Below are 25,298 nucleotides of genomic sequence, written 5' to 3' on the forward strand. Positions count from 1 at the left end.
CGCATGATGGCGGCTCACGGGAAGCAGGGGAACGAGATGGCCACCCGCGCGATCGGGAAATCGCCGACAGCAGACTGGCGCGCCGCGTTGCGGCGTTCGCTGCGCCGTGCCGCGCAAATGGCGGGCGCAGTCGTGCTGTTCGCCGCCGCGGTGTTCCTGACGCTGGCCCTGGTCAGTTACACGCACACCGACCCGAGCCCCTCCACCGCCGCTTCCGGCACCGACATCGCCAACTGGATGGGCGCGAGCGGGGCCTGGGCTGCGGAGCGCGCCCTGTTCCTGTTCGGCCTCAGCGCCGTGCTCCTGCTCCCCTTGCTCTACGTCGGCGCGCGCAAGCTCTGGCGCGACGTCGAAGAGGAGGATCGCGATACCGATACGCACTGGCTGCGCCCGGTGGGCATGTTGCTGCTGGCCATGGTCCTGGTCTCGACCGTCCTTGCGCTCGCGTTCGAGGGTCCGGGTTGGGCCCTGCCCGCCTCGATGGGCGGCATCACCGGGCTGCTCGGCGCGGCGGCGGTCGAGGGAATTGCCGGTCGCCTGCCGGAAGGCGCCCAGGGCTGGGCGATCCTCGGCATCGCGCTGGCGAGCCTCGCGCTGGGCGTTGCGCTGCTGACCCGCGTCTTCGCGATCGACTGGCGCGCCCTGCTGACCCTGCCGATGTTCCTCAAGCGTGCGCCCGCGCTACCGCACCGAGACATCCCCTTCCTGCCGAAGCAGCGGCGGCAGGCCAAAGCCAGGCCCTCCATGGACGAGGAAGAGGACGCCGGGGAAACCGCCTCGCCGCCACGCCGCAGCCCGGAGATCGCGGAGCGCACTGCACCGCCGAAGAAGGCGACGCTGGCCAAGCCCGCCCAGCGCGACATGTTCGCCGCCTACGAGTTGCCGAGCCTCGACATCCTCGAGGAGCCGCCCACGGACAAGGGCCCCAAGCTCGACAAGCTCGCGCTCGAGCGCAACGCGCGCCTGCTCGAAACCGTGCTCGACGACTTCAACGTCAAGGGCGAGATCACCGCGGTCCGCACCGGCCCGGTGGTGACGATGTACGAGCTCGAGCCCGCACCCGGCATCAAGGCGAGCCGCGTGGTCGGTCTGGCCGAGGATATCGCCCGCAACATGAGCGCGATCAGCGCCCGCGTCAGCCCGATCCCGGGCAAGACGGTGATGGGCATCGAACTGCCCAACGCGCACCGCCAGACCGTCGCGTTCAAGGAACTCGCCGCATGCGAGGCCTTCGCCAATGCCAAGGGCAACCTGCCGATCATCCTGGGCAAGGATATCGCGGGCGAGCCGATCGTCGCCGATCTGGCTGCGATGCCGCATCTGCTCGTCGCGGGCACGACCGGTTCGGGCAAGTCGGTCGGGCTCAACTGCATCCTGCTCAGCCTGCTCTACCGCTTCACGCCCGAAGAGTGCCGGATGATCCTGGTCGATCCCAAGGTGCTCGAGCTCAAGAGCTACGACGACATCCCGCATTTGCTCAGTCCCGTGGTGACGGAGCCGCACAAGTCGGTCCGCGCGCTCAAGTGGGCGGTCGAGGAGATGGAGCGGCGCTACCGCATGATGAGCTCGATCAACTCGCGCAACATCAACTCGTTCAACGAGCGGGTGAAGGCCGCGATCGCCAAGGGCAAGCCGCTCGGCCGCCGGGTGCAGACCGGATTCGATCCCGAGACCGGCGAGGAGCTCTACGAGGAAGAGCAGCTCGACTACGCGCCGCTGCCGCAGATCGTGCTGATCGTCGACGAGCTGGCCGACCTCATGGTCACCGTCGGCAAGGAGATCGAGGTGCTGATCCAGCGCCTTTCGCAGAAGAGCCGCGCGGCCGGCATCCACCTGATCATGGCCACCCAGCGCCCCTCGGTCGACGTCATCACCGGCGTGATCAAGGCGAACCTCCCGACTCGCATCAGCTTCCACGTCACCAGCCGGATCGACAGCCGCACGATCCTGGGCGAGCAGGGCGCGGAGCAACTGCTGGGCAAGGGCGACATGCTCTACAAACCATCCAGCGGCGCGATGGTGCGCGTCCACGGCCCGTTCGTCTCGGACGAGGAAGTCGAGGCCGTGGCCGATCACTGGCGCGCGCAGGGCAAGCCCGAATATGTCGATGCCGTCACCGAGGAGCCGGAAGACGGCGGCTTCAGTTTCGACGACGAGCTGACCGCGAGCGACAACCCGGACGAGCGCAAGTACCGCCAGGCGTGCCAGATCGTGTTCGAGAACCAGAAAGCCAGCGGATCGTGGCTCCAGCGCCAGATGGGCGTCGGCTACAACACCGCCGCCAAGTGGATCGAACGCATGGAGGAGGACGGGCTGGTCGGTCCCGCCAACCACGTCGGCCGCCGCGAAATCTACCGCGACCGCGACGGCAACCCGCTCTAGGCAACGGCCGCGCTGCGCCCCGCGCGTTCGCCGCCGCCGAACAGCGTCAGGCGCTCGTACATCGTGCGGTTGCGCCCCGCTTCCTTGGCATCGTAGAGCAGCTTGTCGGCCCGGGCGTAGAGGTCGGCGAAGCTCGTCGCCTCCAGCCCCTCGCGCGGCATTTCGATGACCCCCATGCTCGCCGTGACGGGCGCTTCGAGGCCTTCGATGCTCGCCGCGACGCGCTGGGTGATCGCGCGCCGCAGATGCTCGGCGCGCTGGCGTGTTCCCGGCCCGCGCAGCAGCAGCATGAATTCCTCGCCGCCCAGCCGCAGCGCGATCGCGTCGCGATCGCCGTCGGCGCGGAGCACGCCGGCGCAGACGCGCAGCACGTCGTCCCCCACCTGATGGCCGTGCGTGTCGTTCACGCGCTTGAAGTGATCGAGATCGATCAGCGCCATCGTGTCGAAACCCTGCCGCTGGAGCTCCGCGAAGCGGGCCTCGATTGCACGGCGGTTGAGCAGGCCCGTGAGCGGGTCGCGCTCGGCCATGGCTTCCATCGCGAGCGATTGCGCACGGGCGCGGTCACGCTCGTCCTTGAGGATCATGAAGCGGTCCGCCGCGCCGAGCGATGTGACGACGAGCTGGAACGCGACCGCCGCGCTGAAGGCGAAGATCTGGTCCTGCGGCGCGTCGCCGAAGCCGAGGTTGGTGAATATCCGCTGGAGCGCGACGGTCCAGATCGGCATGCAGGCGACGAACTGGTAGCGCGCGGCCCGGCTGCCGCGCAGGATCGCCTGCCCCAGCGCCACGCAGAACAGCGCGATCAGCGGCACGAACGCAAAGTAGAAGACATCCGACCCATGCTCGCGGAGCAGGGGAATCCTGGTGGCCTGGGCAAGCGAGGTCGCCGCGGTGATCCCGGCGAAACAGCGCAGGAGCCAGCGCGTGCGTTCGGGCAGGCACCCCTTCTCGAACAGGTCCGCCGCGAAGACCGCCGCGGCCCCCACCCCGATGGACGAGGTCAGCGGCAGAAGCATGGAAACCTGCCATAGCGTCAGGTCCGCAAGGTGCAGCACCAGTCCCGAGGAGACGAGCGTCAGCGCCAGCATTCCGAAGACCGACAGCAGGTGCCAGAGCAGGAATGGCGCCTTGAGAATGCGGTAGAACGCGAGATCGAACAGCAGCGGCATGCACAGCAGGCCGCAGATCGCGGCAAGCGCGAGCATGGTCTCGAGCGGCCAGCGGATATCGTCGGGCGAGGCCACGAGGCGGCCGTCCGACACGACCGGCGCGACCCATGCCTCGTCGATCGCGACGACGACGCGATCCGAATTCGGGGTGATCGCCGGCAGCGGCAGGACGAAGTTCAGCCCGCTGCCGATCAGTTGCGCATCGTCCATGCCATATCGAACGCTGCGCACCGCGCCTCCGCGATCCACGACGGAGATCACGATCCCGCCAAAGGTGCTCGCCCGCGTCGTGAAGTAGACCGGCCGCTCGCCCGTCTGCGGGAGGTCGAAGCGAAGCAGCGCCCGCGGCGCGCGGTAGTCGGCGATGCTCCCGTCGCAGCGCCAGGCGGGCGGGCTCGCCCCGCGACCCGCGGGATCGGACGACACCGCCGCCGTAGCCTGGCACGCGGGCGCGATCGGCTGCGCATGGGCCGCAGAAGCGGCCAGCAGCGCCAGCGCGGCGGCCGCGATCGCCAACAGACCCTGAAGCGCACGTCGAAGCATGACGCGCGCGGTATGCAACAAATATTATCTTCGCCTTAAACTCCGGCGGCTGGCCGGCGCCTGGAACCGTGCGGGGAGCGGCGGCGCGAGCTTGCTCGGCGCCGTGTTCCACCGCCACGGAGCGGGCGCGGCCTAGTTGGCCGATAGGCCGCGCGCGTGATCGAGGTGCCCCTCGACCACTGTGGCCGTCTCGCTCGCAAAGCTGGTGAGCGCCTCCGGCCCGCCGCTGCCGGCGTAGCCTTGCAGCAGCGCCAGTGCCTTCTCGTGCGCCGCCACCTGCTGCTGCGCGTAGACCGCGTCGAAGCGGTCTCCGGCCTGGCGCAGATCGTCGAGCTGGGCCTGCTGGTCGGCGGTGAGCTCGGGCGCGACCGTCAGCGCTGGCTCGGCTCCGGCGGCGGCGGACTTCAGGCTCTCGCTCGAGGCCGTGTGGTCCTCGATCATCATCGCGGCGAAATCCTTGACGGCCTGCGCGGAGCCCATCTCCTGCGCCAGCCTGGCGGACTCGACCTCGAACATGTCGCTGGCGGCGGCCATGTCGACGAACTCCTGCGGGCTCGACGGCATCGCTACTTGGCCGGCGGGCGGGGTCATCGCATCATTGGCGGTGTCGTTCACGGTCAGGTCGGCGTTGGGATCGGTGGTCGTCTCGTCGGCGGCATCGCCGCAGGCGGTCAGGGCGAGCGCGCCGGCGAGCGCGAGGAATGCAGTGTGCTTCATCTCGATGCTCCTTCTCCAGAGTCGAAGATCAATCCGGCGCACGGGGGGATGTTCCACCCGGGAAGGGGAATTTTTCATGCTGCAGCAAGGTTTTAACCTGGGTTAGGAGCGCGCTCCAGCAGGTCGTCGGTCACCTCCATCAGCAGCAGCGGCTCGTCCGCTGTGTCGGCGATGGCATCGACGAATGCGGCGCGGGTTGCGGGATCGTCGTAGACCATCTTCGCATCGTAGGCCGCCTGCCAGGTCGCGCGGTCGGGCCATTCGGCGACGCCGACGAAGCGGCGCTCCCGCTCGTCCCAGTGGAGGCGCGAGCCGAGCGAGCCGTACTTCTCCGTGATGAGCTCGGTCCCGCGGCGCCAGGCGGTGCGGAACTGCTCTTCCTTGCCCGGATGGACCTTCCACCAGTAGGCGGCGACGAACATTTCGGTCTCCTCTCGTCCCTCACCAACCCGCGCCGCGAGCGGAGCGTTCCGGCGGGAGTGTTGACAGATGCGACACGGTTCCAGGGCCCGGTGTCACCTTGCGAAAAGGCCTGTCACCTTGCGGCGAGGACCTGTCACCTTGCGCCACCGCCACTCCGCTCGCGCTCCACCGCCCGCCGCACGTGGCCGGCGCGCCGGGCGAGGTCCCAGCCTTGCGCGAAGTATCCGCCGGCCCGCTCGCGCAGGCGGTAGGCGGACTGGCGGCTCATCCCCAGCCTGCGCGCGGCGGCGGCCACGCTCTCCCCCGCGGCGAGCAGGTCGAGGAAGGCCATCGCCTTGCGCGGGGTCCAGCGATAGTCGGCGTTGGGGCGGCGGCCCGAACCGGGGGCGGCGCGGGAGGCTGCGGCGGGCGGAGGGATCGATTCGTGCGTCATCGGGTAGTCTAAGGCACAAGCGCCGGCGTGTAGGAAAGTCTTTTCCGCCCCGCGCCCCGGCGCTAGCCCGAACGCGCAGAAGGAGTGACCGATGGCCGACCCCGTTACCCTCGATCCGCCGCTCAAGGGCCAGTGCCTGTGCGGCGCCGTCACGATCCGGCTTGCGCGCGTGAAGCCGGGCGTCGACGTGTGCCACTGCGACATGTGCCGGCAGTGGTCGGGCGGCCCGTTCTTCTCGCTCCACGGAGTGACGGAGGCCGACTACACGCTGGAGGGCGAAGGCGCGGTGCGCAGTTACCGCTCCTCCGAATGGGCCGAGCGCGCGAGCTGCACCGAATGCGGCAGCAACCTGTGGTACCGCTTCGTCCCGGCCGGAACCGTCTCCTTCACCGCCGGCCTGTTCGACCTCCCCGCCGACTGGGGGATCGACGAGGAGATCTTCGTCGACGAAATGCCGCCCTACGCCGAGCTCGCCGCCGACAGCACCAGGAAGACCGGCGCCGAAGTCATGGCCGAGGCCAAGGAAGGCGGATACGACTTCGGCTGACGGGCCGTTTCGAAAGGAGCGCGGCATGGACCAGTTCACCGGCGGCTGCCTGTGCGGCGCGGTGCGGCTCGCGGCGGCGGGGCGCCCCTGGCGCGTGGGCCTGTGCCACTGCCTCGACTGCCGCAAGCACTCCGGCAGCCTGTTCTACGCCGCGGCGATCTTCCCGGCGGACGCGGTCGCGGTCGAGGGCGAGACCGGCGAATGGCAGGGCCGCCATTTCTGCCCGCGCTGCGGATCGTCGGTCTTCGCCCGCTTCGAGGACGAGATCGAGGTCCACCTGGGCGCGCTCGACGCCCCCGACCAGTTCGCCCCGACTTACGAAAGCTGGACTGTCCGCCGCGAAGCCTGGCTGCCGCCGTTTCCGCTGGCGCGGCGGTACGAGCGCGACCGGGAAGGCGAAGGCCGGTTCGAGGACTAGCCCGGAACCACGGGCCCGCTCGTCCGCTTGCCCCGATGGACGGCTCGAGGAGAGACACGCGTGAGCAAGACCCTGGCGGACATATCCGAAGCGATGAAGGACATCGATTACTGCATGCTGGTGACCCGGGCGCAGGACGGCGCGATCGGCGGCCGGCCGATGAGCAACAACCGCGAGGTGGAGTACGAGGGCACCAGCCGCTTCTTCACCTGCGAGGACACCCGCATGATCGACGACATCGAACGCGATCCCTCGGTCGGGCTGACCTATCAGGGCAAGGCCGGGGTGCTCGGTATCGTCGGCAAGCCGGGCCTGTTCATCCATGTCGAGGGCGAGGCGCGCGTGGTGCGCGACAAGGCCCGCTTCGAGGAACACTGGACGCCCGGGCTCGACCGCTGGTTCGAGCAGGGCACCGACACGCCGGGCCTGCGGATGCTGGAAGTGGCGGCCCGGCGCATCCATTACTGGGACGGGGAGGACGAAGGCGAAGTCCCCCTCCGCGCGGGGGCCGGCGCCTAGACCGGCGGTGGCCAGCTTCGGTCCGGTGCGGAGGACCGCTCACCTGGCCATGAAGCAGACCGCCTCGATCTTGTTGCCGTCGGGATCGCGCACGAAGGCGCCGTAGTAGTTCGCGTCGTACTCCGGCCTCAGGCCCGGCGCGCCCGCATCGCTGCCGCCGTGGGCGAGCGCGACGCGGTGGAACGCCTCGACCGCCGCGCGGCTCTCCGCGATGAAGGCGACGTGCACGCCGTTGCCGACGCTCGCAGGCTCGCCGTCGACCGGCTGTTCGAGGCTGAAGCCGATCGTCGCCGCGCTGTAGTCGACCGATCCGCCGCGCCGCTTGCCCTTGCCGATGCCGAGCACCGCGAGGACCGGATCGTAGAACGCCGCCGCGCGCGCCGCGTCACTGGTGCCGAGGGAGACGTGACTGAGCATGGCGAGGGAACGCGCGAGGGGGCGCGGGTTTCCGGCCCCGTCGCCGGGACGGCACGCTCAGTCGATGATCTCGGCCCCGCCCTCGGCCTCCATCCGCGCGAGGGCGGCCTTCATCTCCGCCAGCCGCTCGGGCGGATGCGGCTCCCACTGCTCGACCTCGCCGACAATGCGGAGCGGTTCGCGCGAGCGGTAGGACTCGGTCGGGTTGCCCGGGAAGCGCTTGTCGGTGAGGTTCGGATCGTCCTCGAACGCCCCGGTCGGCTCGACGATATAGATGCGCTCCCGGCCCTCGCCCTTGGCCAGTTCGCACCCCCACGTCGCCGCGTCGAGCGTGCCGGAGAAGTAGATCCACGACAGCTTGCGGTCCGCGTAGTTGGAGGTGAAGCCCGGCGCGAGCAGGTCCCCCGGCGCGAGATCGGCGCGGGTGCCGTGGTAGAAGGGGCCGGTGGCGTTGGCGGCGTAGGTCATGGGGCCATGTGAAACGAAGGCGGCTCTGGGGCAAGAGGGCTGCGCTTCGCGCTTCACCAATCGTCAAAGTATTGGCGCGATGCTGTTCGTCATGGAGACGGTGAATTTCTTGCTCGACCGGCCTGTGGCCCTGCTGATCGTGCTGGCGATCGGCGACGCGCTCGAATACCAGGGCTCGGGGAATCATGCAGGCGACTGCGCCCCGGCGCGCGACGCGGTGACGGCGATATTAAGGCGGCGGTCGTGCTGAAAGTCTATTTTCAAAATTCACTTTTCGACATATTCCCTGTCAAAACGGAGGGAAAGCGATGACCGTCGAAGTTGCAAAAATTGAATTCGGTGAAATCGACGCAAAGAACGAAGTGATTCAACAGGATCGTCTCGGATCATCTGTCTTTCATAATTCGTTCCGCATTCCTCCGGAGGTCAATCCCGACGCTCTCATTACGGGTGCCAAGTGCTTTATCTACGGCCAGAAAGGCTGCGGAAAGACGGCCTTATTGCTCCATGTAAGAAAGAGATTTGAAGACTCCGGTGCGAGAACTAAGACAATTCTCTTCAAATCTAGTGTGACTGAAAGAGAAAGGCAGAAAATCGCTTTAGGCGGTGATATTGTGTTCGAAGATCAAGGGGAAATAAAGTTCCGCGAATACGATTATAAAATTAACTGGCTATGGTACATTTACCGAAATATATTCCGTCTGGTCGAGAAGAGCATGGTACTCTCAGGCTGGAGCACCGTGGAAGGAATAAAAGCCTTACTCGGGGTTAAACAAGAAATATCGACAAGCGTATTGACTGACCTGTCGTCAAAAAGGATTAAAGCTTTTGCTAAAGCCGGCGTTAAATCAGGGCCGTTTACTGCTGAAATGGGGGCAGAAGTAGAAGCCCTCAAGGATGATATTGAAAACAGTGATATTGAAATAATTGATATAGTAGAGAGATATTTACCGGAGATTAAATTAAATATCAAAGATAGGGTAGCTCTTTTGTTTGACGAATTGGAGTTATTCTGGAACCGAATAGACCAAAAAGAGCGTGACCTTTTTTTAATTCGTGACCTGCTGTATGCCGTTAATCGAGCGAACGTCGCCTTCGGACAATCAAGCGCTTCGTTTTCCGTAATCGCGTCCGTAAGATCGGAGGTCCTTCACGAGGTCAACAGAGAGGGTCCCGAGATTAGCCGTGACGTACAGGATCGCGGCATACGCGTCCATTGGAACGTTAAAGCTGACGCCATCGCCCAGCCAATACTCGAAATTGTTGAGAACAAGATAAAATTTTCTGAAATTGAATTAGACGAGCTGCCAACAGAAAATATTTGGGCCAGCTACTTCCCAGCAAAGATATTCGGGAGAACTATTCAACAGTACCTGCTCGATATCTCTATGTTCAAGCCACGAAATCTAGTTACATTACTTGGAATTGCTAAGAAAAAAGAGGCGGGAGCAACATCGCTTTCAAAAGAGGCTATTGAACAAAGCCAACCTGAATTCTCTCAGAGGTGCTGGACGGAAATCGAGGAAGGCCTTTTGGGAGAATTCACCTCCAATGAGGTGCGTGCAATTAAGGTTCTCTTTATGGGTTTTCGTCCTAAGTTTTCACCCCGAGTTTTTGAGACTAGATTTCAAGCAATGGCCGCTCAAGACGCTCGAGTGAAGGATCTGATGCAAAAGCATCCGAATAGCTTGGATATTCTTGACGTGATGTATCGCTTGGGGGCGATCGGGAATGTATTTTCGGTTAGAGAGGGTAAGCGATGGGTGCCTCGAAACCGATGGATGTTTCGAGACCATTACGAAGCAATTCCAGGAAAGGAATTTCAAGTCCACGAGTCCCTGAAAAAAGAGTTGCAGTTGCCGTTCGTCTAGCGTGGCTTGTAGTCAGGTCTGTGATCTCGCTCTATCGCCAAGTACACCCATTTATTTGACTATTTGGAGTAGCGTCAAGTGCGGCCCCGATCACCCTGACCGATGTATAGTTCGCGCCCAGTTTCGTGGTACACCCGGCTCATCTCCTCCATCCCCTCTTCCGCCCCCTCGACAGGCGCGGTCGCCGCCAGATAGCTCTCCGAGTTCTGCTTCGCCGCGAAGTCCCGCACTTCCTGCGTGATCTTCATCGAGCAGAACTTGGGTCCGCACATCGAGCAGAAGTGGGCGGTCTTGGCGCCTTCCGCCGGGAGGGTCTGGTCGTGGTATTGCTCGGCGGTGTCGGGGTCGAGGCTGAGGTTGAACTGGTCGCGCCAGCGGAATTCGAAGCGGGCTTTGGACAGGGCGTCGTCGCGGACCTTGGCGGCGGGGTGGCCTTTCGCCAGGTCCGCGGCGTGGGCGGCTAGCTTGTAGGTGACGACGCCGACCTTGACGTCGTCGCGATCGGGCAGGCCGAGGTGCTCCTTGGGGGTGACGTAGCAGAGCATCGCCGTGCCGTACCAGCCGATCTGGGCGGCGCCGATGCCGCTGGTGATGTGGTCGTAGCCGGGCGCGATGTCGGTGACGAGCGGGCCGAGGGTGTAGAACGGCGCCTCGCCGCAGGCCTCGAGCTGCTTGTCCATGTTCTCCTTGATCTTGTGCATCGGCACGTGGCCGGGGCCTTCGATCATCACCTGCACGTCCTGCGCCCAGGCGCGCTTCGTCAGCTCGCCGAGGGTGTAGAGCTCGGCGAACTGGGCCTCGTCGTTGGCGTCGGCAATGGAGCCGGGGCGCAGGCCGTCGCCCAGCGAATAGGCGATGTCGTAGGCCTTCATGATCTCGGTGATCTCGTCGAAGCGTTCGTAGAGGAACGATTCCTTGTGATGCGCGAGGCACCACTTGGCCATGATCGAGCCGCCGCGGCTGACGATGCCGGTGACGCGCTTCGCGGTCATCGGGACGTAGGGCAGGCGCACGCCGGCGTGGATCGTGAAGTAGTCGACGCCCTGCTCGGCCTGTTCGATCAGCGTGTCGCGGAAGATCTCCCAGGTGAGGTCTTCCGCGATGCCGCCGACTTTCTCGAGCGCCTGATAGATGGGGACGGTTCCGATGGGGACGGGGCTGTTGCGGATGATCCATTCGCGGGTGTCGTGGATGTTGCGCCCCGTCGAGAGGTCCATGACGGTGTCGGCGCCCCAGCGGATCGACCAGACCATCTTGTCGACCTCGCTCGCGACGTCGCTGGCGACGGCGGAGTTGCCGATGTTGGCGTTGATCTTGACCAGGAAGTTGCGGCCGATCGCCATCGGCTCGGCTTCCGGGTGGTTAACGTTGGAGGGTATGATCGCGCGGCCGCGGGCCACTTCATCCCGGACGAATTCGGGGGTGACATAGTCAGGGATTTCCGCGCCCCAGCTCTGCCCATCGCGTTCCTGACGGAGCATTTCGCGGCCGAGGTTCTCGCGCTCGGCGACATATTCCATTTCGGGCGTGATGATGCCGCGGCGGGCGTAGTGCATCTGGCTGATGTTGCCGCCGGCTTTTGCGCGCAGGGGCTTGCGGAGCGCGGTCGGGAACGGAGGGACGCCGCCGGAGCGGTCGGGGCCGAGCTGGCCGTTGTCTTCCGGCCTGACTTCGCGCGGTTCGTATTCCTCGACGTCGCCGCGGGCGAGCTGCCAGTCGCGCCGCAGCGCGGGGAGGCCCTTGCGGATGTCGATCTGCGCCTCGGGGTCGGTGTAGGGGCCGGAGGTGTCGTAGACGCGCACCGGCTCCTCGCCGCCTTCGAGCGCGATCTCGCGCATGGCGACACGGCGGGGCCCGACGTGGATCTTCCGGCTGCCGCGGATCGGCCCGGTGGTGACTCCGATTTCGAACTGGGAATTGATGTCGGCCATGGAACTCGCTCTCCGTTGAATCGGAGCGAGGTCACGGGTTTCCTGTCGTGAAAGCCGCTACCCTCCCTCCGCCCGTATTACCGGGATCAGGTTCGACGGGTCGCGGCATATTCCGCTCTCAACCTGCGTTTGCGCGACAGGCTCCCCGGGGATGCCGCGCAACCTAGGCGATCGGTCGCATGCCGTCCAGCCGTCTGTCGCAACCGGCGGAACCCGGCCCGGGCAGGCGCATTGCCAGATCGAGCGACCGGCGGGTTGCGCGTCCCCGCATCCTTCCGGCCTCTGATCTCAGGAGCCATGGCAGAATGAAGATCGCGCAGATCGCACCCCTGATGGAAAGCGTGCCGCCCAAGCTCTACGGCGGCACCGAGCGGATCGTCTCGTACATCACCGAAGAACTCGTACGGCAGGGCCACGAGGTGACGCTGTTCGCCAGCGCCGATTCGGTCACTACGGCCGAGCTCGTTCCCATTTGCGAAACCGCCCTGCGGCTCGCCCCGGAGGTCAGGGACCCCCTGCCTCACCACCTCGTGCTGCTGGACGAAGTGCATCGGCGCGCGGCGGAGTTCGACGTCCTCCACTTCCACATCGATCTGGTCCACGGGCCGATGGTCCGGAACTTCGGCGTGCCGACCGTGACGACGCTGCACGGCCGGCTCGATCTGCCCGACCTGCAACCTTACTACCGCACCTTTGGCGACCTGCCGCTGGTCTCGATCTCGAACGATCAGCGGCGCCCCCTGCCGCCGGTCAACTGGGCGGGCACAGTGCATCACGGGCTGCCCCCCGACCTGCTGAAGCCGACGTTCGCCCCCGCTGGCGACTATCTCGCCTTCCTCGGCCGGATCTCGCCCGAGAAGCGGCCCGACCGGGCGATCGCCATCGCCGCGGCGACCGGCATGAAGCTCAAGATCGCGGCCAAGGTCGACAAGGCCGACCAGCTCTACTGGGACGAATCGATCGCCCCGATGATCCGCGCCTATCCGGGCATCGAATATATCGGGGAGATCGGCGAAGGACAGAAGGCCGAGTTCCTCGGCAACGCGCGCGCGCTGCTGTTCCCGATCGACTGGCCCGAACCCTTTGGCCTGGTCATGATCGAGGCCATGGCCTGCGCCACGCCGACGATCGCCTTCCGCTGCGGATCGGTACCCGAAGTGATCGACGAGGGCGAATCGGGTTTCATCGTCGACAGCGTGGAGGAAGCGGTCGCTGCGGTCGGCCAGCTCGATCACCTCGACCGGCGCCGCGTGCGGCAGACCTTCGACCGCCGCTTCACCGCCGAGCGCATGGTGAACGACTACCTGACGATCTACCGCCAGCTCGGCGGCACCCGCGCCCAGATCGCGCCGGTGCGACTTGGAATGGGAGAGGCCAGCCTGCCGGCGCTGGCGTGACCGGCAAGAGCGAACGAATGAACCGGAGCGACGACGGGATGGACGCATCTGCGAGTGCCCGCGTGGACGACACGGCAGCCCAACCGGCGGCGGAATGCCCCGAGCGGTTCGCCATTCCCGCCGCGTCCTCGCTGCACGAGCGGCGCCCGCGCACGCTGAAGCACGGCGATACTTTCGCGGTGTTCGACCACAGCGGCGACGCGATCGCCGGGCCGGGCAGTCCGGAGGGCATCTACCACCGCGACACCCGCTACCTCTCGCACTTCCATCTGACGCTGTGCGATGCGCGGCCGATCCTGCTGAGCTCCTCGCTGCGCGACGACAACGTCGCGCTCAACTGCGACCTCAGCAATCCGGACCTGTCCGACGCACGCGGCGAGAGAACGCTGAGCAACGACCTGATCCACATCCGCCGCGTGCGGTTCCTGTGGCAGGGCGCGATGTACGAGCGGCTGACGGTCGGCAATTACGACCGCGCCGCGCACACCCTGTCGCTGGAGCTCTATTTCGAAGCCGACTTCGCCGACCTGTTCGAGGTGCGCGGGAGCAAGCGGGAGCGGCGCGGGACGATCCATGAACCGGTCGTCGGACCGGACAGGGTGCGCCTGTCCTACGACGGGCTCGACGGGGTCCACCGCGCGACGGAAATCCGCTTCGAACCCGCGCCGCAGTCGATGGGCGCCAACCGTGCGCGGTTCCTGCTCGAGCTCGAACCGCGCTCCAGCCGGACATTGATCGTGCGGATAAGCTGCGGCGACGGGGCGGACGGCACCTCGCTCCGGCGCGAGCTGATCCGCGCCTATCGCAACGCGCGGCGCGAACTGCGCGATTCCTCGTCCCGCGCAGCCTCGATCCTGGCTTCGAACGAGGTGTTCAACCGCTCGGTCCAGCGCTGCGTGGCGGACACCTACATGCTCGTGACGGAGACGCCCCACGGCCCATACCCTTACGCCGGCATCCCCTGGTACAGCACGGTGTTCGGCCGCGACGCGCTGATCACCGCGCTCGAGACCCTGTGGCTCGATCCGGAAATTGCGGGCGGCGTGCTGCGCTATCTCGCGGCGCATCAGGCGCGCACGTTCGACCCGGTCGCAGACGCGGAGCCGGGCAAGATCCTGCACGAAGTGCGCCAGGGCGAGATGGCCGAACTGGGCGAGGTCCCGTTCCGCCACTACTACGGCAGCATCGATTCCACCCCGCTGTTCGTGATGACCGCCGGCGCCTATCTCGAACGGACCGGCGACGGCGCGCTGATCGAGGCGCTGTGGCCGAACATCGAGGCGGCGCTCGGCTGGATCGAACGGTACGGCGACCGTGACGGCGACGGCTACGTCGAATACGGCCGCCATACCGACGAGGGGCTTGCCAACCAGGGCTGGAAGGACAGCCACGATTCGATCTTCCACGCCGACGGATCGCTTGCGGTCGGGCCGATCGCACTCGCCGAAGTGCAGGCCTACGTCTACGGCGCCTGGCAGGCGGCGGCGGCCATGCTGTACGATCTCGGCGACGAAGAGGGGGCCGAGGCCTACCGCACCAAGGCGGGGGCGCTGCGCGACCGCTTCGACCGCGATTTCTTCGACGAGGAGCTGGGGACGTACGTGCCCGCGCTCGACGGACGCAAGCGGGCGTGCCGGGTCAAATCCTCGAACGCGGGCCACGTGCTGTTTACCGGCCTCGCCCTGCCCGAGCGCGCGCCGCCGACCGCGCATACGCTGATGGAGCCGGCCTCGTTCTCCGGCTGGGGCATTCGCACGATCGCCGCCGGCCAGCCGCGCTACAACCCGATGAGCTATCACAACGGGTCGATCTGGCCGCACGAGAATGCGATCATCGCAGCCGGCCTCGCCCGCTACGGCCTGCGCCGGGAAGCGAGCGCGGTGTTCGAAGGGCTGTTCGCGGCCTCCACCTATGTCGACCTGCGCCGCCTGCCCGAGCTGTTCTGCGGCTTTTCCCGCCGGCCGGCACAAGGGCCGACGTTCTATCCGGTGTCGTGCATTCCGCAGGCCTGGGCCGCGGCGGCGCCGCTGTTCCTGATCCAGTCGAGCCTCGGCCTCTCGCTCGACGCCGCGGCGCGGGAGATCCTGTTCGACCAGCCGCATCTCCCGCAGTTCCTCGACGACGTCTACTTGCGCAACCTGACCGTGGCCGGCGCGCGGGCCGACATCATGCTGCACCGTTCGGGCAACAAGGTGCTGGTCGACGTGCGCAGGCGCGAGGGCGACGTGCGGGTGATCGCGCGGGTCTGACCTCGACCCGGGCCAAGTCTGGCGGCCAGCCCGCGCGGCCGCGCGTCAGGCGCCGCCAGCGGCGATCCAGTCGTCGATCTTCTTTTCCAGCACCGGCAGCGGCAGCGGGCCGGTGCCGAGCACCTGGGCGTGGAATGCCTTGATGTCGAAGTTGTCGCCCAGCGCGGTTTCGGCCTTCTCGCGCAGTTCCTGGATCTTGAGCGCGCCGATCTTGTAGGCGAGCGCCTGGCTCGGGATCGCGATGTAGCGCTCGACCTCGGCGACGACTTCGGTGCGGGTCATGCCCGAATTCTGAAGCATGAAGTCGATCGCCTGATCGCGGGTCCAGCCCTTGGCGTGGATGCCGCTGTCGACCACCAGCCGCATGGCGCGGAGCTGTTCGTCCTGCAGCGTGCCGTAGCGGTTCCAGGGATCGTCGAAGAAGCCCATCTCGTAGCCGAGCGTCTCGGCATAGAGTCCCCAGCCCTCGACATAGGCGGTGTTGCCGCCGAAGCGCATGAAGGCGGGCAGCGCCTCGTTCTCCTGCGCGAGGCTGATCTGGAAGTGGTGTCCCGGCGCGCCCTCGTGCAGGTAGAGCGTGACGTTGCCGGGCGTCAGCCGGCTCGGCAGGTCGTAGGCGTTGAAGTAGAACGTGCCGGGTCGCGATCCGTCGGGCGCGCCGGGCATGTACGATCCGCCGGCCTCGAACTTCTCGCGGAACGGCTCGTAAGGCTTGATCTCGAGCGGGGTCTTGGGGACGAGCGAGAAGTAGTCGCCGATCTTCGCGTCGACCTGCTTGCCGATATCGTAGAAGGTCTGCGTCAGCGCCTCGCGGCTCTCCGGCTTGAACTTGGGATCGGTACGGACGTAGTCGAAGAATTCGTTGAGCGTGCCTTCGAAGCCCACCTCGGCCTTGATCTTTTCCAGCTCGGTCTTGATCCGCGCGACCTCGCCGAGGCCGAGTTCGTGGATATAGTCGGCGGTCAGCGGCAGCGTGGTCGTGCTCTCGATCATGTGCTCGTAGAGCTTGGCGCCGCCCTTCATCTGGCTGAGGCCGACGCTGTCGCGCGCCTGCGGCAGATACTCGTCGCGCAAGTAGTCGCGCAGGCGCGTGTGGACGGCGTTGATCGCCTCGACCGAGGTGCGGTACTCCTCCGTCAGCCGCGCCTTGTCGGCATCGGCGATCCCCTCCGGAAACATCGTGACCGGGCCCCAGAGCGGCGATTCCTCGATCGGCATGGCGAGCTGGGTGTCGAGCTGCTCGATCACGTTGCCGATGGTCAGCTTGGTCTCGTAGACGCCTGCCGCCTGGCCTTCGCGGAACTTGGCGATCGAGCGGTCGATCAGCTCCACGTATTCGGCATGGCGCTTGAGGTTGTTCTCGTAGTCCTCCAGCGTCTTGAACGGCGCGGCACCCTGCCCGCTGGCGAAGGTCGGGTAGAAGGTGTGGAAGCCGGCGAAGTGGTTGATCGGGCGCGTCTCGGTCAGCGCTAGGACTTCGGGCGCGTAATCCTTGAGCGTTTCCTGCTGGTTGTATTCGAACACGTCGTAGGCGATGCGGTCGGTCTCGTTCAGCGCCGCGCGGTCGATCTGCCCCAGCGCGGCGAGGTTCTCGCGCGCATGGGCGACGGTCTGCGCGTTGTATTCGTCGGTCAGGAAGCCGCCGAGCCGGTCGGCGTAGCGCATGTCGCCGCGGAACAGCGCGAAGATCGGATTGAGTTCGAGATGCTTCTCGTCCGCCGCCGCGAACAAGGCGAAGAGCCGGTCGTGCTCCGACTGGGCGTCGTTCGCGGCAGGTGCGGGCGGCGTGTCGCTCTGCGCGAAGGCCGGCACGGCCGGCACGGCGGCGGCGAGCGACAGCGCGGTGGTCGCGGCGAGCGCGAGGCGAAGCTTGGTCATGCGAGATCTCCCCTGAATCGTTCTATGCGGCCAGCATTAGGACGGCCGCGCGCCCTGGGCGGGCGCGCTTCGATGAGCGGAGCCCGCAGGTCGACGAGCGGTTATTCGATCACGCGGCCGCGGACCATGACCCAGTCCACGTTCTCGAGCACGGTGGCGTCCTCCAGCGGGTTGCCGTCGACCGCGATGATGTCGGCCGAGTAGCCGGGGGCGAGGCGGCCGATCTCGTTTTCCATCTCGAGCACTTCGGCGGCCACGGTCGTCGCGGCGGCGAACGCCTCGCGGCTCGTCATGCCCTGGCCCATCATCAGGCGGAATTCCTGCGCGTTGCGGCCGTGCTCGAACACGCCCGAATCGGTGCCGAAGGCGATCGTCACGCCGGCGTCGCGCGCCTTGCCCATGAAGACCTTGGCGGCTTCCGCCACGGCGCGGACTTTCTCCTCCACCACCGGGGTATAAGTGCCGGTGCCGAGCCGTTCGGAAATGCCCTGGAACGCCATCAGCGTGGGCACGAGCACGGTGCCGTTTTCCTTCATCGCCTTGATCGCGCCGTCGTCGAGGTAAGTGCCGTGCTCGATCGTATCGATCCCCGCCACGCTCGCCGCCTCGATCCCGCGCGCGCCGTGCGCGTGGGCCATGACCTTGAGGCCGAGCGAGTGCGCGGTGTCGGCGATCGCCTCCATCTCCTCGCTGGTGAAGTGCGCGCCGAGGCCGCGGCCCTGCTGGCTGAGCACGCCGCCGGTGGCGGTGATCTTGATCCAGTCGGCCCCGTTCTGGCTCGCGCGGCGGACTTTCTCCGCGCATTCGACCGCGCCGGTGCAGGCATAGCCGGAGGCGAGGATCTGGTTGATCTCGGGCCGGAAGCCGGTGACGTCGCCGTGGCCGCCGACGATCGCGAGCGCCGGGCCGGCGGCGATGATCCGCGGACCGGCGATCATCCCCTCGGCCGTCCCGCGGCGCAGCGAGAAGCCGGAGTGCTGGCTGCTCCCCGCCTCGCGCACCGTGGTGAAGCCGGCGAGCGCAGTCAGCCGCGCGTTCTTGGCGCCGACGACGACGCCCCACTCGTCGGGCTCGACCGCTTCCTTCCAGAAGTCGCCGCCCGGGTCGCCGGTGAGATGGACGTGGAGGTCGATCAGGCCCGGCAGCACGGTCTTGTCGGTCAGCGCGACGACTTCGGCCCCGGCGGGCGCGGGCTGGATGCCGTCGGCGATCGAGACGATGCGGCCGTCGGTCACCGTGATGGTGGACGGGCCGCGCGGCTCGCTCGCGGCGTCGGTGACAACCGAACCGGCGTGGATCACGACGGTTTCGGCCAGCGCGGGCGTGGCGACGAGCGCGCCGGCGGCGGCAAGCAGGGCTTTGAATTTCATCTGTGGTTCTCTCCCCGTGGTGGTGGGGTGATGCCTCGCCCCGCGCTCCGGCGCAAGAGCGGCACGGCCTGCCGTTGCCCTCGGCGCGAGAGACTGTATGACCGGGGCAGCCGGTTTCAGTTGAAAGGAATTTCCCCGCATGCCCCGCAAGCTGCTTGCCCTCGCCGCCCTGCTCGGCTCCGCCTCGATCGCCGCCACCGCCGCCGCGCGGCCCATGACGCCCGAGGATGTTGCGAAGATGGAAAGCCTGGGCGAGCTGACGGTCTCGCCCGACGGCAGCCGCGTCGCCTTCACCACCGCCCGCCTGCCCGACGTGACCGAAGGCGAGGAAAACGGGACGACGAAGCAGCAGCTCAAGCTCACCTACGGGCCCGACAGCGTGCGTGCCTTCCTGCCCGCGGGCATGAACGTCTCGACCGTCCGCTTCTCGCCCGACGGGACGACGATCAGCTTCCTCTACACCGCCGAGGACGAGAAGCGCGCGGTCTGGGCCATTCCGGTCGATGGCGGCGGGCACCGCAAGCTGGCCGAAGTCGCCGAGGCCGACGTGCGCGACTACGCCTGGTCGCCCGACGGCGCGACCCTTTACCTGCTGGCCGGCGCGGCACCCGACGAGGCGCTCGACAAGCGCAAGGAAGCCGGGTTCGACGCGGTGGTGTACGAGGAGGAAGCCAAGCTCAACCGCCTGTTCGCCGCACGGGTCGGAACGGAGGTCGACGCCGCGCCCAAGCCCGTCGCCGTCCCCGGCCACGTCAGCGCGATCCAGGTCGCGCCGGGGGGCACGACCGCGATCGTCGAGAGTGCGCCTTCGCCGCGGGTCGACGACAGCTACACCTCCAAGCGGGTGCACGTAATCGACCTCGCCAGCGGCCGGGTGATCGAAGTGGTCGAGACGCCGGGCAAGCTGGGCGACGTCGAGATCTCGCCCGATGGCCGCCGGATCGCGCTGATCGCCGGGGTCGACGCGCACGATCCGGCAACGACCACGCTGCACCTCGCGGACGTCGCGACCGGCGAATACCGCGCGCTCAACGCCGGCGCGGCCGAGGCGGCCAACGATGCCGAGTTCCTGCCCGACGGGCGGCTCGCCGCGATCGTCGACGTGGGCACGCAGAGCGTGCTGCGCATCTATTCGGCCGACGGCACGCTGCTGGAAGAGCACGACCCGGGCGCGCTGATCCTGAGCGATCTGGAAGTCGGCGGGAACACGATCGCGGTCGAGGGTCACTCCCCCGAGCATCCGCCCGAGCTGTTCGTGATGGCCGACGGCCGGTTCACCCGCTGGACCCGGCACAACCCGTGGCTGGCCGAGATCGACATGGGCGAGCAGCGCACCTTCACCTACACCGCGCGCGACGGGCAGGCGATCGAAGGCGTGCTGATCGAGCCGGTCGGCGGCCCCGCGCGCGGCGGATCGCCGGTGATCTTCGACGTCCACGGCGGGCCCGAGGCACACGAAACGAACGGTTGGCAGACGCATTACAGCTCGCCCGGCCAGGTGGCGGCTGGCCAGGGCTACGCGGTGTTCATCCCGAACTACCGCGGCTCGACCGGCTACGGCGTCGCTTTCGCCAAGCAGCATCAGGCCGACTATGCGGGCAAGGAATTCGACGACCTGGTCGACGGCAAGCGCGCGCTGGTCGAGGCCGGGATCGCCGATCCCGACCGCGTGGGCATCACCGGCGGCTCCTACGGCGGTTTCGCCACCGCCTGGGGCTCGACCTACTACTCGCAGGAATTCGCCGCGGGGGTCATGTTCGTCGGCATTTCCAACAACATCAGCAAGTTCGGCACGACCGACATTCCCAACGAGATGTATCTCGTGCACGAGCGCAAGTGGCCGTGGGAGGAATGGGATCACCTGCTCGAACGCAGCCCGATCTACCATGTCGACAAGGCGGAGACCCCGCTGCTGATCATGCACGGCGACAGCGACACGCGCGTCTCGCCGACGCAGAGCTATGAGCTCTACCGCCACATCAAGACGCGCAAGCCCGACACGCCGGTGCGGCTGGTGCTCTATCCCGGCGAGGGCCACGGCAACTCAAAGGCCGCCGCGCGCTACGACTACAACGTGCGGATGATGGAGTGGTTCGACACTTATCTGAAGACCGGCGACCGCGACGCCCCGCTCCCCGCCCCGCGGCCCGAGCTGGCGATCGAGACGGCGGAGAAGTGACGGAAAGGGGCGCGGTTGCGGCCGCGCCCCTCTCCCTTCGGCTAGAAGGTGTAGCCGACGCCGAGGGCGGCGAAGAACTGGTCCGCGTCGCCGCGCAGGCTGGTGTACGGCGTGCGCTTGGCGTCGCCCAGCATGCGCGAATAGCCGCCGACGCCGAACAGCGAGATGCCGCCGTTGGCCAGATTGCCGTCGAGATCCATCGCCAGCAGCGCGGTCGCGCCCGCCTTGGTGAAGCCGCCCTCCGCCTGATAGAGCGGCAGGCCACTGGCCGCGCTCTGCGTCGGCGAGACCGAGTAGTAGTAGTCGGCATAGCTGTCGTCGACATACTCGGCGCTGAGCGCGAGCGCCCCGGCCATGCCGCGGCTGAGCGGGGTGAAGTAGGACAGGCCCGGGCTCATCACCATGCCGTCGTGCGCGCCGGCCACGTCCCATCGCGCGTCGAGATTGAACGACAGGCTGTCGTAGGGATTGAGAACGCCCGGGATGCTGATTCCCGCGCTCGGCCCGATCTCGACTGCGCGGTCGAGTTCGCCCGCCGCCTTGACCACCGGATCCTTGATCTTGTCGGCACGGTTGGAGTTGAGACCGACGGCCACGCCGAGATCGAAGGCCACGCCCTCTTCCGGATCCGGGATGAAGTCGAGCGCGATGCCGCCGCCGCGCGGGCTGATGCCGACGGGGCCGATCTGCCCCATGACCATCGGCACCGGGAAGATCACGTAGTCGTCCGACCCGTCGTAGCTCGGCGCATAGACAGCGCCCGCGCCCACGGTGACCCAGTCGCCGTCGTAGACGGTGGTCTGCTCCGAGGGCGGCGGCCCCTCGCTGTCTTGCGCCAGAGCCGGACAGGCGAACACGGCAAGCGCGCCGCCTGCGGCCAGAAGTGTCGTTCTCATGAAAAAATCCCCGCTATCGTTGAAGTTGCAACGTGCAACCGTGCGGCGCGTTCCTGTCACCTCACACCATGCCCTGCCACTGTCGGACCGCTTCGAGCGGCCAGAACAGCATCAGCACGTTGAGCGTCAGATTGTCACGGATCGCCCAGGCCGTGAAGGCTTCGAAGAACAGCGCGATCGCCAGGCTCGCCTGCCACGGGATGCGCGCGGCGACAAGGAAGCCCGCGATCATCCAGCCGATATCGGCCAGCGAGTTGACCACGCTGTCGCCGGCATAGCCCCAACTGATCGTCACCTCGCGGTAGCGGTCGATCACCATGGGGGTGTTCTCCATGATCTCCCACGCGGCCTCGATCACGACTGCGATCGGCAGCGCCCAGCGCGCCGCCGCGCCGCCCAGCAGGCGCCACTTGTCCCACAGCAGCCAGGCGAGGAAGAACATGATGAGGCCGTGGGTGAAATGGCTCGGGCTGTACCAATCGGTCAGGTGCTGGCTGTTCTCGCTCGACTGCACCACGCCGTGCCACAGCTTGACCGTGCCGCATTCGCAGATCGGCGGGCGGTCCATCGCGATCAGGATCGCGGCGCTCGCGAGAAAGACGGCCGCCGTGGCGAGGATGGCCTTGCGATGCGGGAGGAGCGACAGCTGCATGCGCGCCCTTGTGCCACAAGGTTCCGCACGCACAAGCGTACCGACGCGGCGATTGCCCGGCTGGCGAAAGGGCCTTAGGCCGAGGGTATGAGCGGGCGCAGGGTGGACATTGCGATCGTCGGCGGCGGGCTCGCCGGGGGATTGGTCGCGCTGGCGCTGCATCGCCGCGATCCCGGCATGCCGGTGCTGCTGATCGAGCAGGGCGAGGTGCTGGGCGGCAATCACCGGTGGAGCTGGTTCGCCAGCGATCTCGACGCGGAGGGCGCAGCACTGCTCGCGCGGTTCCGCACGACTGCGTGGGGCGGTTACGAGGTGCGCTTTCCCGCCTATTTTCGGGGGCTGCGCACGCGGTACAACTCGCTTTCCTCCGCCGAGTTCGACGCCGGGTTGCGGCGCGAATTGCCGCAGGGGGCGGTGCTGACCGGACGTGCGGTTGCGGCGCTCGATGCCGAGGGCGTGACGCTGGCGGGCGGGGAGCGGATCGCGGCGCGCGCGGTGATCGACTGCCGGGGTTTCGTGCCGAGCGCGCGACTGCGCGGCGGATGGCAGGTCTTCATGGGCCGCCATCTGCGCACCGCCCGGCCGCACGGCATCGCCCGACCGATCGTGATGGACGCCACGGTCGAGCAGCGCGGCTACCGCTTTGTCTACGTCCTCCCGCTCGGCGCCGACGAGCTGTTCGTCGAGGACACTTATTATCAGGACACGCCCGAGCTCGACCGCAGCGCGCTGTCCGCGCGCATCGACCGTTATTGCCTGCAGCACGGGTTCGAGGGCGAGATTCTCGGCGGTGAGAGCGGGGTGCTGCCGGTGATCACCGGGGGCGACTTCGCCGCCTGGCAGCGCGAGACGGCCGTGGCCGGGGTCGCCCGCGCCGGGGCACGCGGCGGGTTCCTCCATCCGCTGACGAGCTATACCCTCCCCTTCGCGGTCGAGACTGCGCTTGCCGTGGCGGACGAGGCACAGTTGCCCGGCGACCAGCTCGCCGCCTTGCTCGACGCGCGCGCGAAGCGGCTGTGGGGCCGCATGCGCTTCTACCGCCGGCTTGGGGCGATGCTGTTCGGAGCGGCCCGGCCAGAGGCGCGCTACCGCGTGTTCGAGCGCTTCTACCGCCTGCCGGAAGGGCTGATCGAGCGCTTCTACGCGGGCCGTTCCACGCTCGGCGACAGGGCGCGCGTGCTGCTCGGCCGTCCGCCGGTTCCGGTGAACCGTGCAATAGCCGCGCTTGCACGCAAGGGTGCGCCGCTGCAAGGTCCCCGCCGATGAGCGAATCCGAAACCCAGCCTTCCTTCCTTCCGGAGCTTTCCGCGGAAGAGACGCAGGCCGCGCCCGCCCCGCTGGGGAACAAGCGCGTCTGCGTGATCGGCGCGGGCTTCGGCGGGCTGGCGCTCGCGATCCGGCTGCAATCGGCGGGGATAGCGACCACGGTGGTCGAGGCCCGCGACAAGCCGGGCGGGCGGGCTTACGTGTGGGAGCGCGAGGGCTTCACCTTCGACGCCGGGCCGACCGTGATCACGGACCCCGCCAGCCTGCGCGAGCTGTGGACGCTGTCGGGCCACGACATGGCCGAAGACGTCGAACTGCTGAAGGTTTCCCCCTTCTACCGCCTCAACTGGCCCGATGGGGTCACCTTCGACTATTCGAACGACGAGGCGAGCCTCAATGCGGAGATCGCCAAGGTCAACGCCGCCGACCTCGCCGGCTATCAGGAATTCCTCGCCTATTCGGCGGGCGTCTATCGCGACGGCTACCAGCGGTTCGGCACCGTGCCGTTCCTCGACTTCAAGTCGATGCTCAAGGCCGCGCCGACGCTGATGCAGCACCAGGCCTGGCGCTCCGTCTATTCGATCGTCTCGCGCTTCATCGAGGACGAGAAGCTGCGCGAGGCGTTCAGCTTCCACACGCTGCTGGTCGGCGGCAATCCGATGACCGCGAGCGCGATCTACGCGCTGATCCACAAGCTGGAGCGGGACGGCGGCGTGTGGTGGGCGCGGGGCGGCACCAACCGGCTAGTGGCGGGCATGGTGCGGCACTTCGAGCGGCTCGGCGGGACCGTGCGGCTGGGGGAGGCGGTCACCCGCGTGCACACGATCGGCAACCGCGCGACCGAAGTCGAGACGGCCTGCGGCTGGCGCGAGAGCTTCGACGCGGTCGCCAGCAATGCTGACCTGATGCACACCTACCGCGATCTGCTGCGCGGCACCCGGCGCGGGGCGAGCTATGCCCGCAAGCTCGCGCGCAAGCGGTTCTCGCCGAGCCTGTTCGTGGTCCATTTCGGGCTCGAGGGGACCTGGCCGGGCATTCCGCACCACACGGTCCTGTTCGGCCCGCGCTACCGCGGCCTGCTGGCCGACATCTACGAGCACGGCGTGCTGCCCGCGGACTTCTCGATCTATCTCCACCACCCGACCGTGACCGATCCGAGCCTCGCGCCGCCGGGCCGCTCGACCTTCTACGCGCTGATCCCGGTGGCCCACATGGGCAAGCTGGCGATCGACTGGGAGCAGATGGGCCCGGTGCTGGAGAAGCGCGTGCTCGACGAAGTCGGCCGGCGGCTGATCCCCGACATCCACGACCGGATCGTGACCAAGTTTCACTACGCCCCGCGCGATTTCGCGCTCGACCTCAACGCGCACCTCGGCAGCGCCTTCAGCCTCGAGCCGATCCTGACCCAGAGCGCCTGGTTGCGCGCCCACAACCGCGACGACGAGATCGGCAACTTCTACCTCGTCGGCGCCGGCACGCACCCGGGCGCCGGCATCCCCGGCGTCGTGGCCAGCGCCAAGGCGACGGCGGGGCTGATGATCGGTGACCTTGCCTGACGGTCCTCCGGCAG

22 protein-coding genes and 1 riboswitch are annotated in these 25,298 nt (G+C 67.2%); of the genes, 11 read left to right on the plus strand and 11 right to left on the minus strand.

Annotation, left to right across the window (positions count from 1 at the left end):
* Positions 1-36 precede the first annotated feature (36 nt).
* Positions 37-2,382, plus strand: coding sequence for a DNA translocase FtsK (locus JNO53_RS12340; protein ID WP_203111665.1), 2,346 nt, complete (start codon positions 37-39; stop codon positions 2,380-2,382).
* On the opposite strand, the gene JNO53_RS12345 is transcribed toward JNO53_RS12340, so the two are convergent.
* From JNO53_RS12345 to JNO53_RS12360, 4 genes are all read right to left on the minus strand, one after another.
* Positions 2,379-4,097 (minus strand): sensor domain-containing diguanylate cyclase, encoded by a 1,719-nt coding sequence (locus tag JNO53_RS12345; protein WP_203111667.1) that lies wholly within the window; start codon positions 4,095-4,097, stop codon positions 2,379-2,381. The genes JNO53_RS12340 and JNO53_RS12345 overlap by 4 nt on opposite strands.
* Before the next feature lie 132 nt (positions 4,098-4,229).
* A complete protein-coding gene (locus JNO53_RS12350) occupies positions 4,230-4,814 on the minus strand; it encodes a DUF4142 domain-containing protein (protein ID WP_203111669.1) in 585 nt (194 codons plus the stop codon).
* Between the two features lie 92 nt (positions 4,815-4,906).
* The gene (locus tag JNO53_RS12355) at positions 4,907-5,236 is read right to left on the minus strand and encodes an antibiotic biosynthesis monooxygenase family protein (protein ID WP_203111671.1); all 330 of its coding nucleotides are present in this window, start codon (positions 5,234-5,236) and stop codon (positions 4,907-4,909) included.
* Between the two features lie 134 nt (positions 5,237-5,370).
* The gene (locus JNO53_RS12360) at positions 5,371-5,670 is read right to left on the minus strand and encodes a helix-turn-helix domain-containing protein (RefSeq protein WP_238401881.1); all 300 of its coding nucleotides are present in this window, start codon (positions 5,668-5,670) and stop codon (positions 5,371-5,373) included.
* 91 nt (positions 5,671-5,761) lie between these two features.
* Between JNO53_RS12360 and JNO53_RS12365 the strand changes: the two genes are divergently transcribed.
* The 3 genes from JNO53_RS12365 to JNO53_RS12375 are packed head-to-tail and all read left to right on the plus strand — an operon-like array spanning position 5,762 to position 7,154.
* Positions 5,762-6,217: a GFA family protein gene (locus JNO53_RS12365; RefSeq protein ID WP_203111673.1), complete on the plus strand. Its 456-nt coding sequence runs from the start codon at positions 5,762-5,764 to the stop codon at positions 6,215-6,217.
* A gap of 25 nt (positions 6,218-6,242) precedes the next feature.
* Complete coding sequence (locus tag JNO53_RS12370; RefSeq protein WP_203111675.1) at positions 6,243-6,635, plus strand: GFA family protein; 393 nt, start codon at positions 6,243-6,245, stop codon at positions 6,633-6,635.
* A gap of 60 nt (positions 6,636-6,695) precedes the next feature.
* The gene (locus tag JNO53_RS12375) at positions 6,696-7,154 is read left to right on the plus strand and encodes a pyridoxamine 5'-phosphate oxidase family protein (RefSeq protein WP_203111678.1); all 459 of its coding nucleotides are present in this window, start codon (positions 6,696-6,698) and stop codon (positions 7,152-7,154) included.
* A 39-nt stretch (positions 7,155-7,193) separates the two neighbouring features.
* On the opposite strand, the gene JNO53_RS12380 is transcribed toward JNO53_RS12375, so the two are convergent.
* Complete coding sequence (locus JNO53_RS12380; protein ID WP_203111681.1) at positions 7,194-7,571, minus strand: VOC family protein; 378 nt, start codon at positions 7,569-7,571, stop codon at positions 7,194-7,196.
* Positions 7,572-7,628: 57 nt separating this feature from the next.
* A complete protein-coding gene (gene arr / locus JNO53_RS12385; RefSeq protein ID WP_203111683.1) occupies positions 7,629-8,039 on the minus strand; it encodes an NAD(+)--rifampin ADP-ribosyltransferase in 411 nt (136 codons plus the stop codon).
* 79 nt (positions 8,040-8,118) lie between these two features.
* On the opposite strand from arr, the gene JNO53_RS12390 reads away from it, so the two are divergent.
* Positions 8,119-8,289: a hypothetical protein gene (locus JNO53_RS12390; RefSeq protein WP_203111685.1), complete on the plus strand. Its 171-nt coding sequence runs from the start codon at positions 8,119-8,121 to the stop codon at positions 8,287-8,289.
* 58 nt (positions 8,290-8,347) lie between these two features.
* Positions 8,348-9,910, plus strand: coding sequence for a P-loop ATPase, Sll1717 family (locus tag JNO53_RS12395; protein WP_203111687.1), 1,563 nt, complete (start codon positions 8,348-8,350; stop codon positions 9,908-9,910).
* A gap of 74 nt (positions 9,911-9,984) precedes the next feature.
* Here the strand turns inward: JNO53_RS12395 and thiC are convergent, their stop codons facing one another.
* Positions 9,985-11,841, minus strand: coding sequence for a phosphomethylpyrimidine synthase ThiC (gene thiC, locus JNO53_RS12400; protein ID WP_203111689.1), 1,857 nt, complete (start codon positions 11,839-11,841; stop codon positions 9,985-9,987).
* 46 nt (positions 11,842-11,887) lie between these two features.
* Positions 11,888-11,999, minus strand: a riboswitch (TPP riboswitch).
* A gap of 147 nt (positions 12,000-12,146) precedes the next feature.
* Between thiC and JNO53_RS12405 the strand changes: the two genes are divergently transcribed.
* Complete coding sequence (locus tag JNO53_RS12405; RefSeq protein ID WP_203111692.1) at positions 12,147-13,238, plus strand: glycosyltransferase family 4 protein; 1,092 nt, start codon at positions 12,147-12,149, stop codon at positions 13,236-13,238.
* Between the two features lie 38 nt (positions 13,239-13,276).
* Positions 13,277-15,487: an amylo-alpha-1,6-glucosidase gene (locus tag JNO53_RS12410; RefSeq protein ID WP_203111804.1), complete on the plus strand. Its 2,211-nt coding sequence runs from the start codon at positions 13,277-13,279 to the stop codon at positions 15,485-15,487.
* A 45-nt stretch (positions 15,488-15,532) separates the two neighbouring features.
* Here the strand turns inward: JNO53_RS12410 and JNO53_RS12415 are convergent, their stop codons facing one another.
* Both JNO53_RS12415 and JNO53_RS12420 read right to left on the minus strand, forming a co-directional pair.
* Positions 15,533-17,365 (minus strand): DUF885 domain-containing protein, encoded by a 1,833-nt coding sequence (locus JNO53_RS12415; RefSeq protein ID WP_203111695.1) that lies wholly within the window; start codon positions 17,363-17,365, stop codon positions 15,533-15,535.
* A gap of 101 nt (positions 17,366-17,466) precedes the next feature.
* On the minus strand, positions 17,467-18,735 hold the full coding sequence (locus JNO53_RS12420) for a metal-dependent hydrolase family protein (RefSeq protein WP_203111698.1): 1,269 nt from the start codon (positions 18,733-18,735) through the stop codon (positions 17,467-17,469).
* A gap of 139 nt (positions 18,736-18,874) precedes the next feature.
* Here JNO53_RS12420 and JNO53_RS12425 point away from each other — a divergent pair, with 139 nt between their 5' ends.
* Positions 18,875-20,914 carry a S9 family peptidase gene (locus JNO53_RS12425; protein WP_203111701.1) on the plus strand — a complete coding sequence of 680 codons (2,040 nt, stop codon included), beginning with the start codon at positions 18,875-18,877 and terminating at the stop codon, positions 20,912-20,914.
* 41 nt (positions 20,915-20,955) lie between these two features.
* Here the strand turns inward: JNO53_RS12425 and JNO53_RS12430 are convergent, their stop codons facing one another.
* Together JNO53_RS12430 and JNO53_RS12435 are read right to left on the minus strand one after the other, a co-directional pair.
* Complete coding sequence (locus JNO53_RS12430; RefSeq protein WP_203111704.1) at positions 20,956-21,810, minus strand: MipA/OmpV family protein; 855 nt, start codon at positions 21,808-21,810, stop codon at positions 20,956-20,958.
* Positions 21,811-21,871: 61 nt separating this feature from the next.
* A complete protein-coding gene (locus JNO53_RS12435) occupies positions 21,872-22,462 on the minus strand; it encodes a DUF2585 family protein (RefSeq protein ID WP_203111707.1) in 591 nt (196 codons plus the stop codon).
* A gap of 87 nt (positions 22,463-22,549) precedes the next feature.
* On the opposite strand from JNO53_RS12435, the gene crtY reads away from it, so the two are divergent.
* Positions 22,550-23,728 carry a lycopene beta-cyclase CrtY gene (gene crtY / locus JNO53_RS12440; RefSeq protein ID WP_203111710.1) on the plus strand — a complete coding sequence of 393 codons (1,179 nt, stop codon included), beginning with the start codon at positions 22,550-22,552 and terminating at the stop codon, positions 23,726-23,728.
* Complete coding sequence (locus JNO53_RS12445; RefSeq protein WP_203111713.1) at positions 23,725-25,284, plus strand: phytoene desaturase; 1,560 nt, start codon at positions 23,725-23,727, stop codon at positions 25,282-25,284. The genes crtY and JNO53_RS12445 overlap by 4 nt, the downstream gene beginning before the upstream one ends.
* Positions 25,285-25,298 lie beyond the last annotated feature (14 nt).

The organism is Altererythrobacter sp. C41, from assembly GCF_016803135.1.
Lineage (GTDB): Bacteria > Pseudomonadota > Alphaproteobacteria > Sphingomonadales > Sphingomonadaceae > Pelagerythrobacter.

Coding starts and splice junctions, on each gene's coding strand:
- JNO53_RS12405 (WP_203111692.1), top strand. CDS start 12,147: ATGAAGATCGCGCAGATCGCACCCCTGATGGAAAGCGTGCCGCCCAAG.
- JNO53_RS12380 (WP_203111681.1), bottom strand. CDS start 7,571: ATGCTCAGTCACGTCTCCCTCGGCACCAGTGACGCGGCGCGCGCGGCG.
- JNO53_RS12425 (WP_203111701.1), top strand. CDS start 18,875: ATGCCCCGCAAGCTGCTTGCCCTCGCCGCCCTGCTCGGCTCCGCCTCG.
- JNO53_RS12390 (WP_203111685.1), top strand. CDS start 8,119: ATGCTGTTCGTCATGGAGACGGTGAATTTCTTGCTCGACCGGCCTGTG.
- JNO53_RS12365 (WP_203111673.1), top strand. CDS start 5,762: ATGGCCGACCCCGTTACCCTCGATCCGCCGCTCAAGGGCCAGTGCCTG.
- JNO53_RS12395 (WP_203111687.1), top strand. CDS start 8,348: ATGACCGTCGAAGTTGCAAAAATTGAATTCGGTGAAATCGACGCAAAG.
- arr (WP_203111683.1), bottom strand. CDS start 8,039: ATGACCTACGCCGCCAACGCCACCGGCCCCTTCTACCACGGCACCCGC.
- JNO53_RS12350 (WP_203111669.1), bottom strand. CDS start 4,814: ATGAAGCACACTGCATTCCTCGCGCTCGCCGGCGCGCTCGCCCTGACC.
- JNO53_RS12370 (WP_203111675.1), top strand. CDS start 6,243: ATGGACCAGTTCACCGGCGGCTGCCTGTGCGGCGCGGTGCGGCTCGCG.
- JNO53_RS12345 (WP_203111667.1), bottom strand. CDS start 4,097: ATGCTTCGACGTGCGCTTCAGGGTCTGTTGGCGATCGCGGCCGCCGCG.
- JNO53_RS12430 (WP_203111704.1), bottom strand. CDS start 21,810: ATGAGAACGACACTTCTGGCCGCAGGCGGCGCGCTTGCCGTGTTCGCC.
- JNO53_RS12420 (WP_203111698.1), bottom strand. CDS start 18,735: ATGAAATTCAAAGCCCTGCTTGCCGCCGCCGGCGCGCTCGTCGCCACG.
- JNO53_RS12445 (WP_203111713.1), top strand. CDS start 23,725: ATGAGCGAATCCGAAACCCAGCCTTCCTTCCTTCCGGAGCTTTCCGCG.
- JNO53_RS12360 (WP_238401881.1), bottom strand. CDS start 5,670: ATGACGCACGAATCGATCCCTCCGCCCGCCGCAGCCTCCCGCGCCGCC.
- thiC (WP_203111689.1), bottom strand. CDS start 11,841: ATGGCCGACATCAATTCCCAGTTCGAAATCGGAGTCACCACCGGGCCG.
- JNO53_RS12340 (WP_203111665.1), top strand. CDS start 37: ATGGCCACCCGCGCGATCGGGAAATCGCCGACAGCAGACTGGCGCGCC.
- JNO53_RS12410 (WP_203111804.1), top strand. CDS start 13,277: ATGGACGCATCTGCGAGTGCCCGCGTGGACGACACGGCAGCCCAACCG.
- JNO53_RS12435 (WP_203111707.1), bottom strand. CDS start 22,462: ATGCAGCTGTCGCTCCTCCCGCATCGCAAGGCCATCCTCGCCACGGCG.
- crtY (WP_203111710.1), top strand. CDS start 22,550: ATGAGCGGGCGCAGGGTGGACATTGCGATCGTCGGCGGCGGGCTCGCC.
- JNO53_RS12355 (WP_203111671.1), bottom strand. CDS start 5,236: ATGTTCGTCGCCGCCTACTGGTGGAAGGTCCATCCGGGCAAGGAAGAG.
- JNO53_RS12415 (WP_203111695.1), bottom strand. CDS start 17,365: ATGACCAAGCTTCGCCTCGCGCTCGCCGCGACCACCGCGCTGTCGCTC.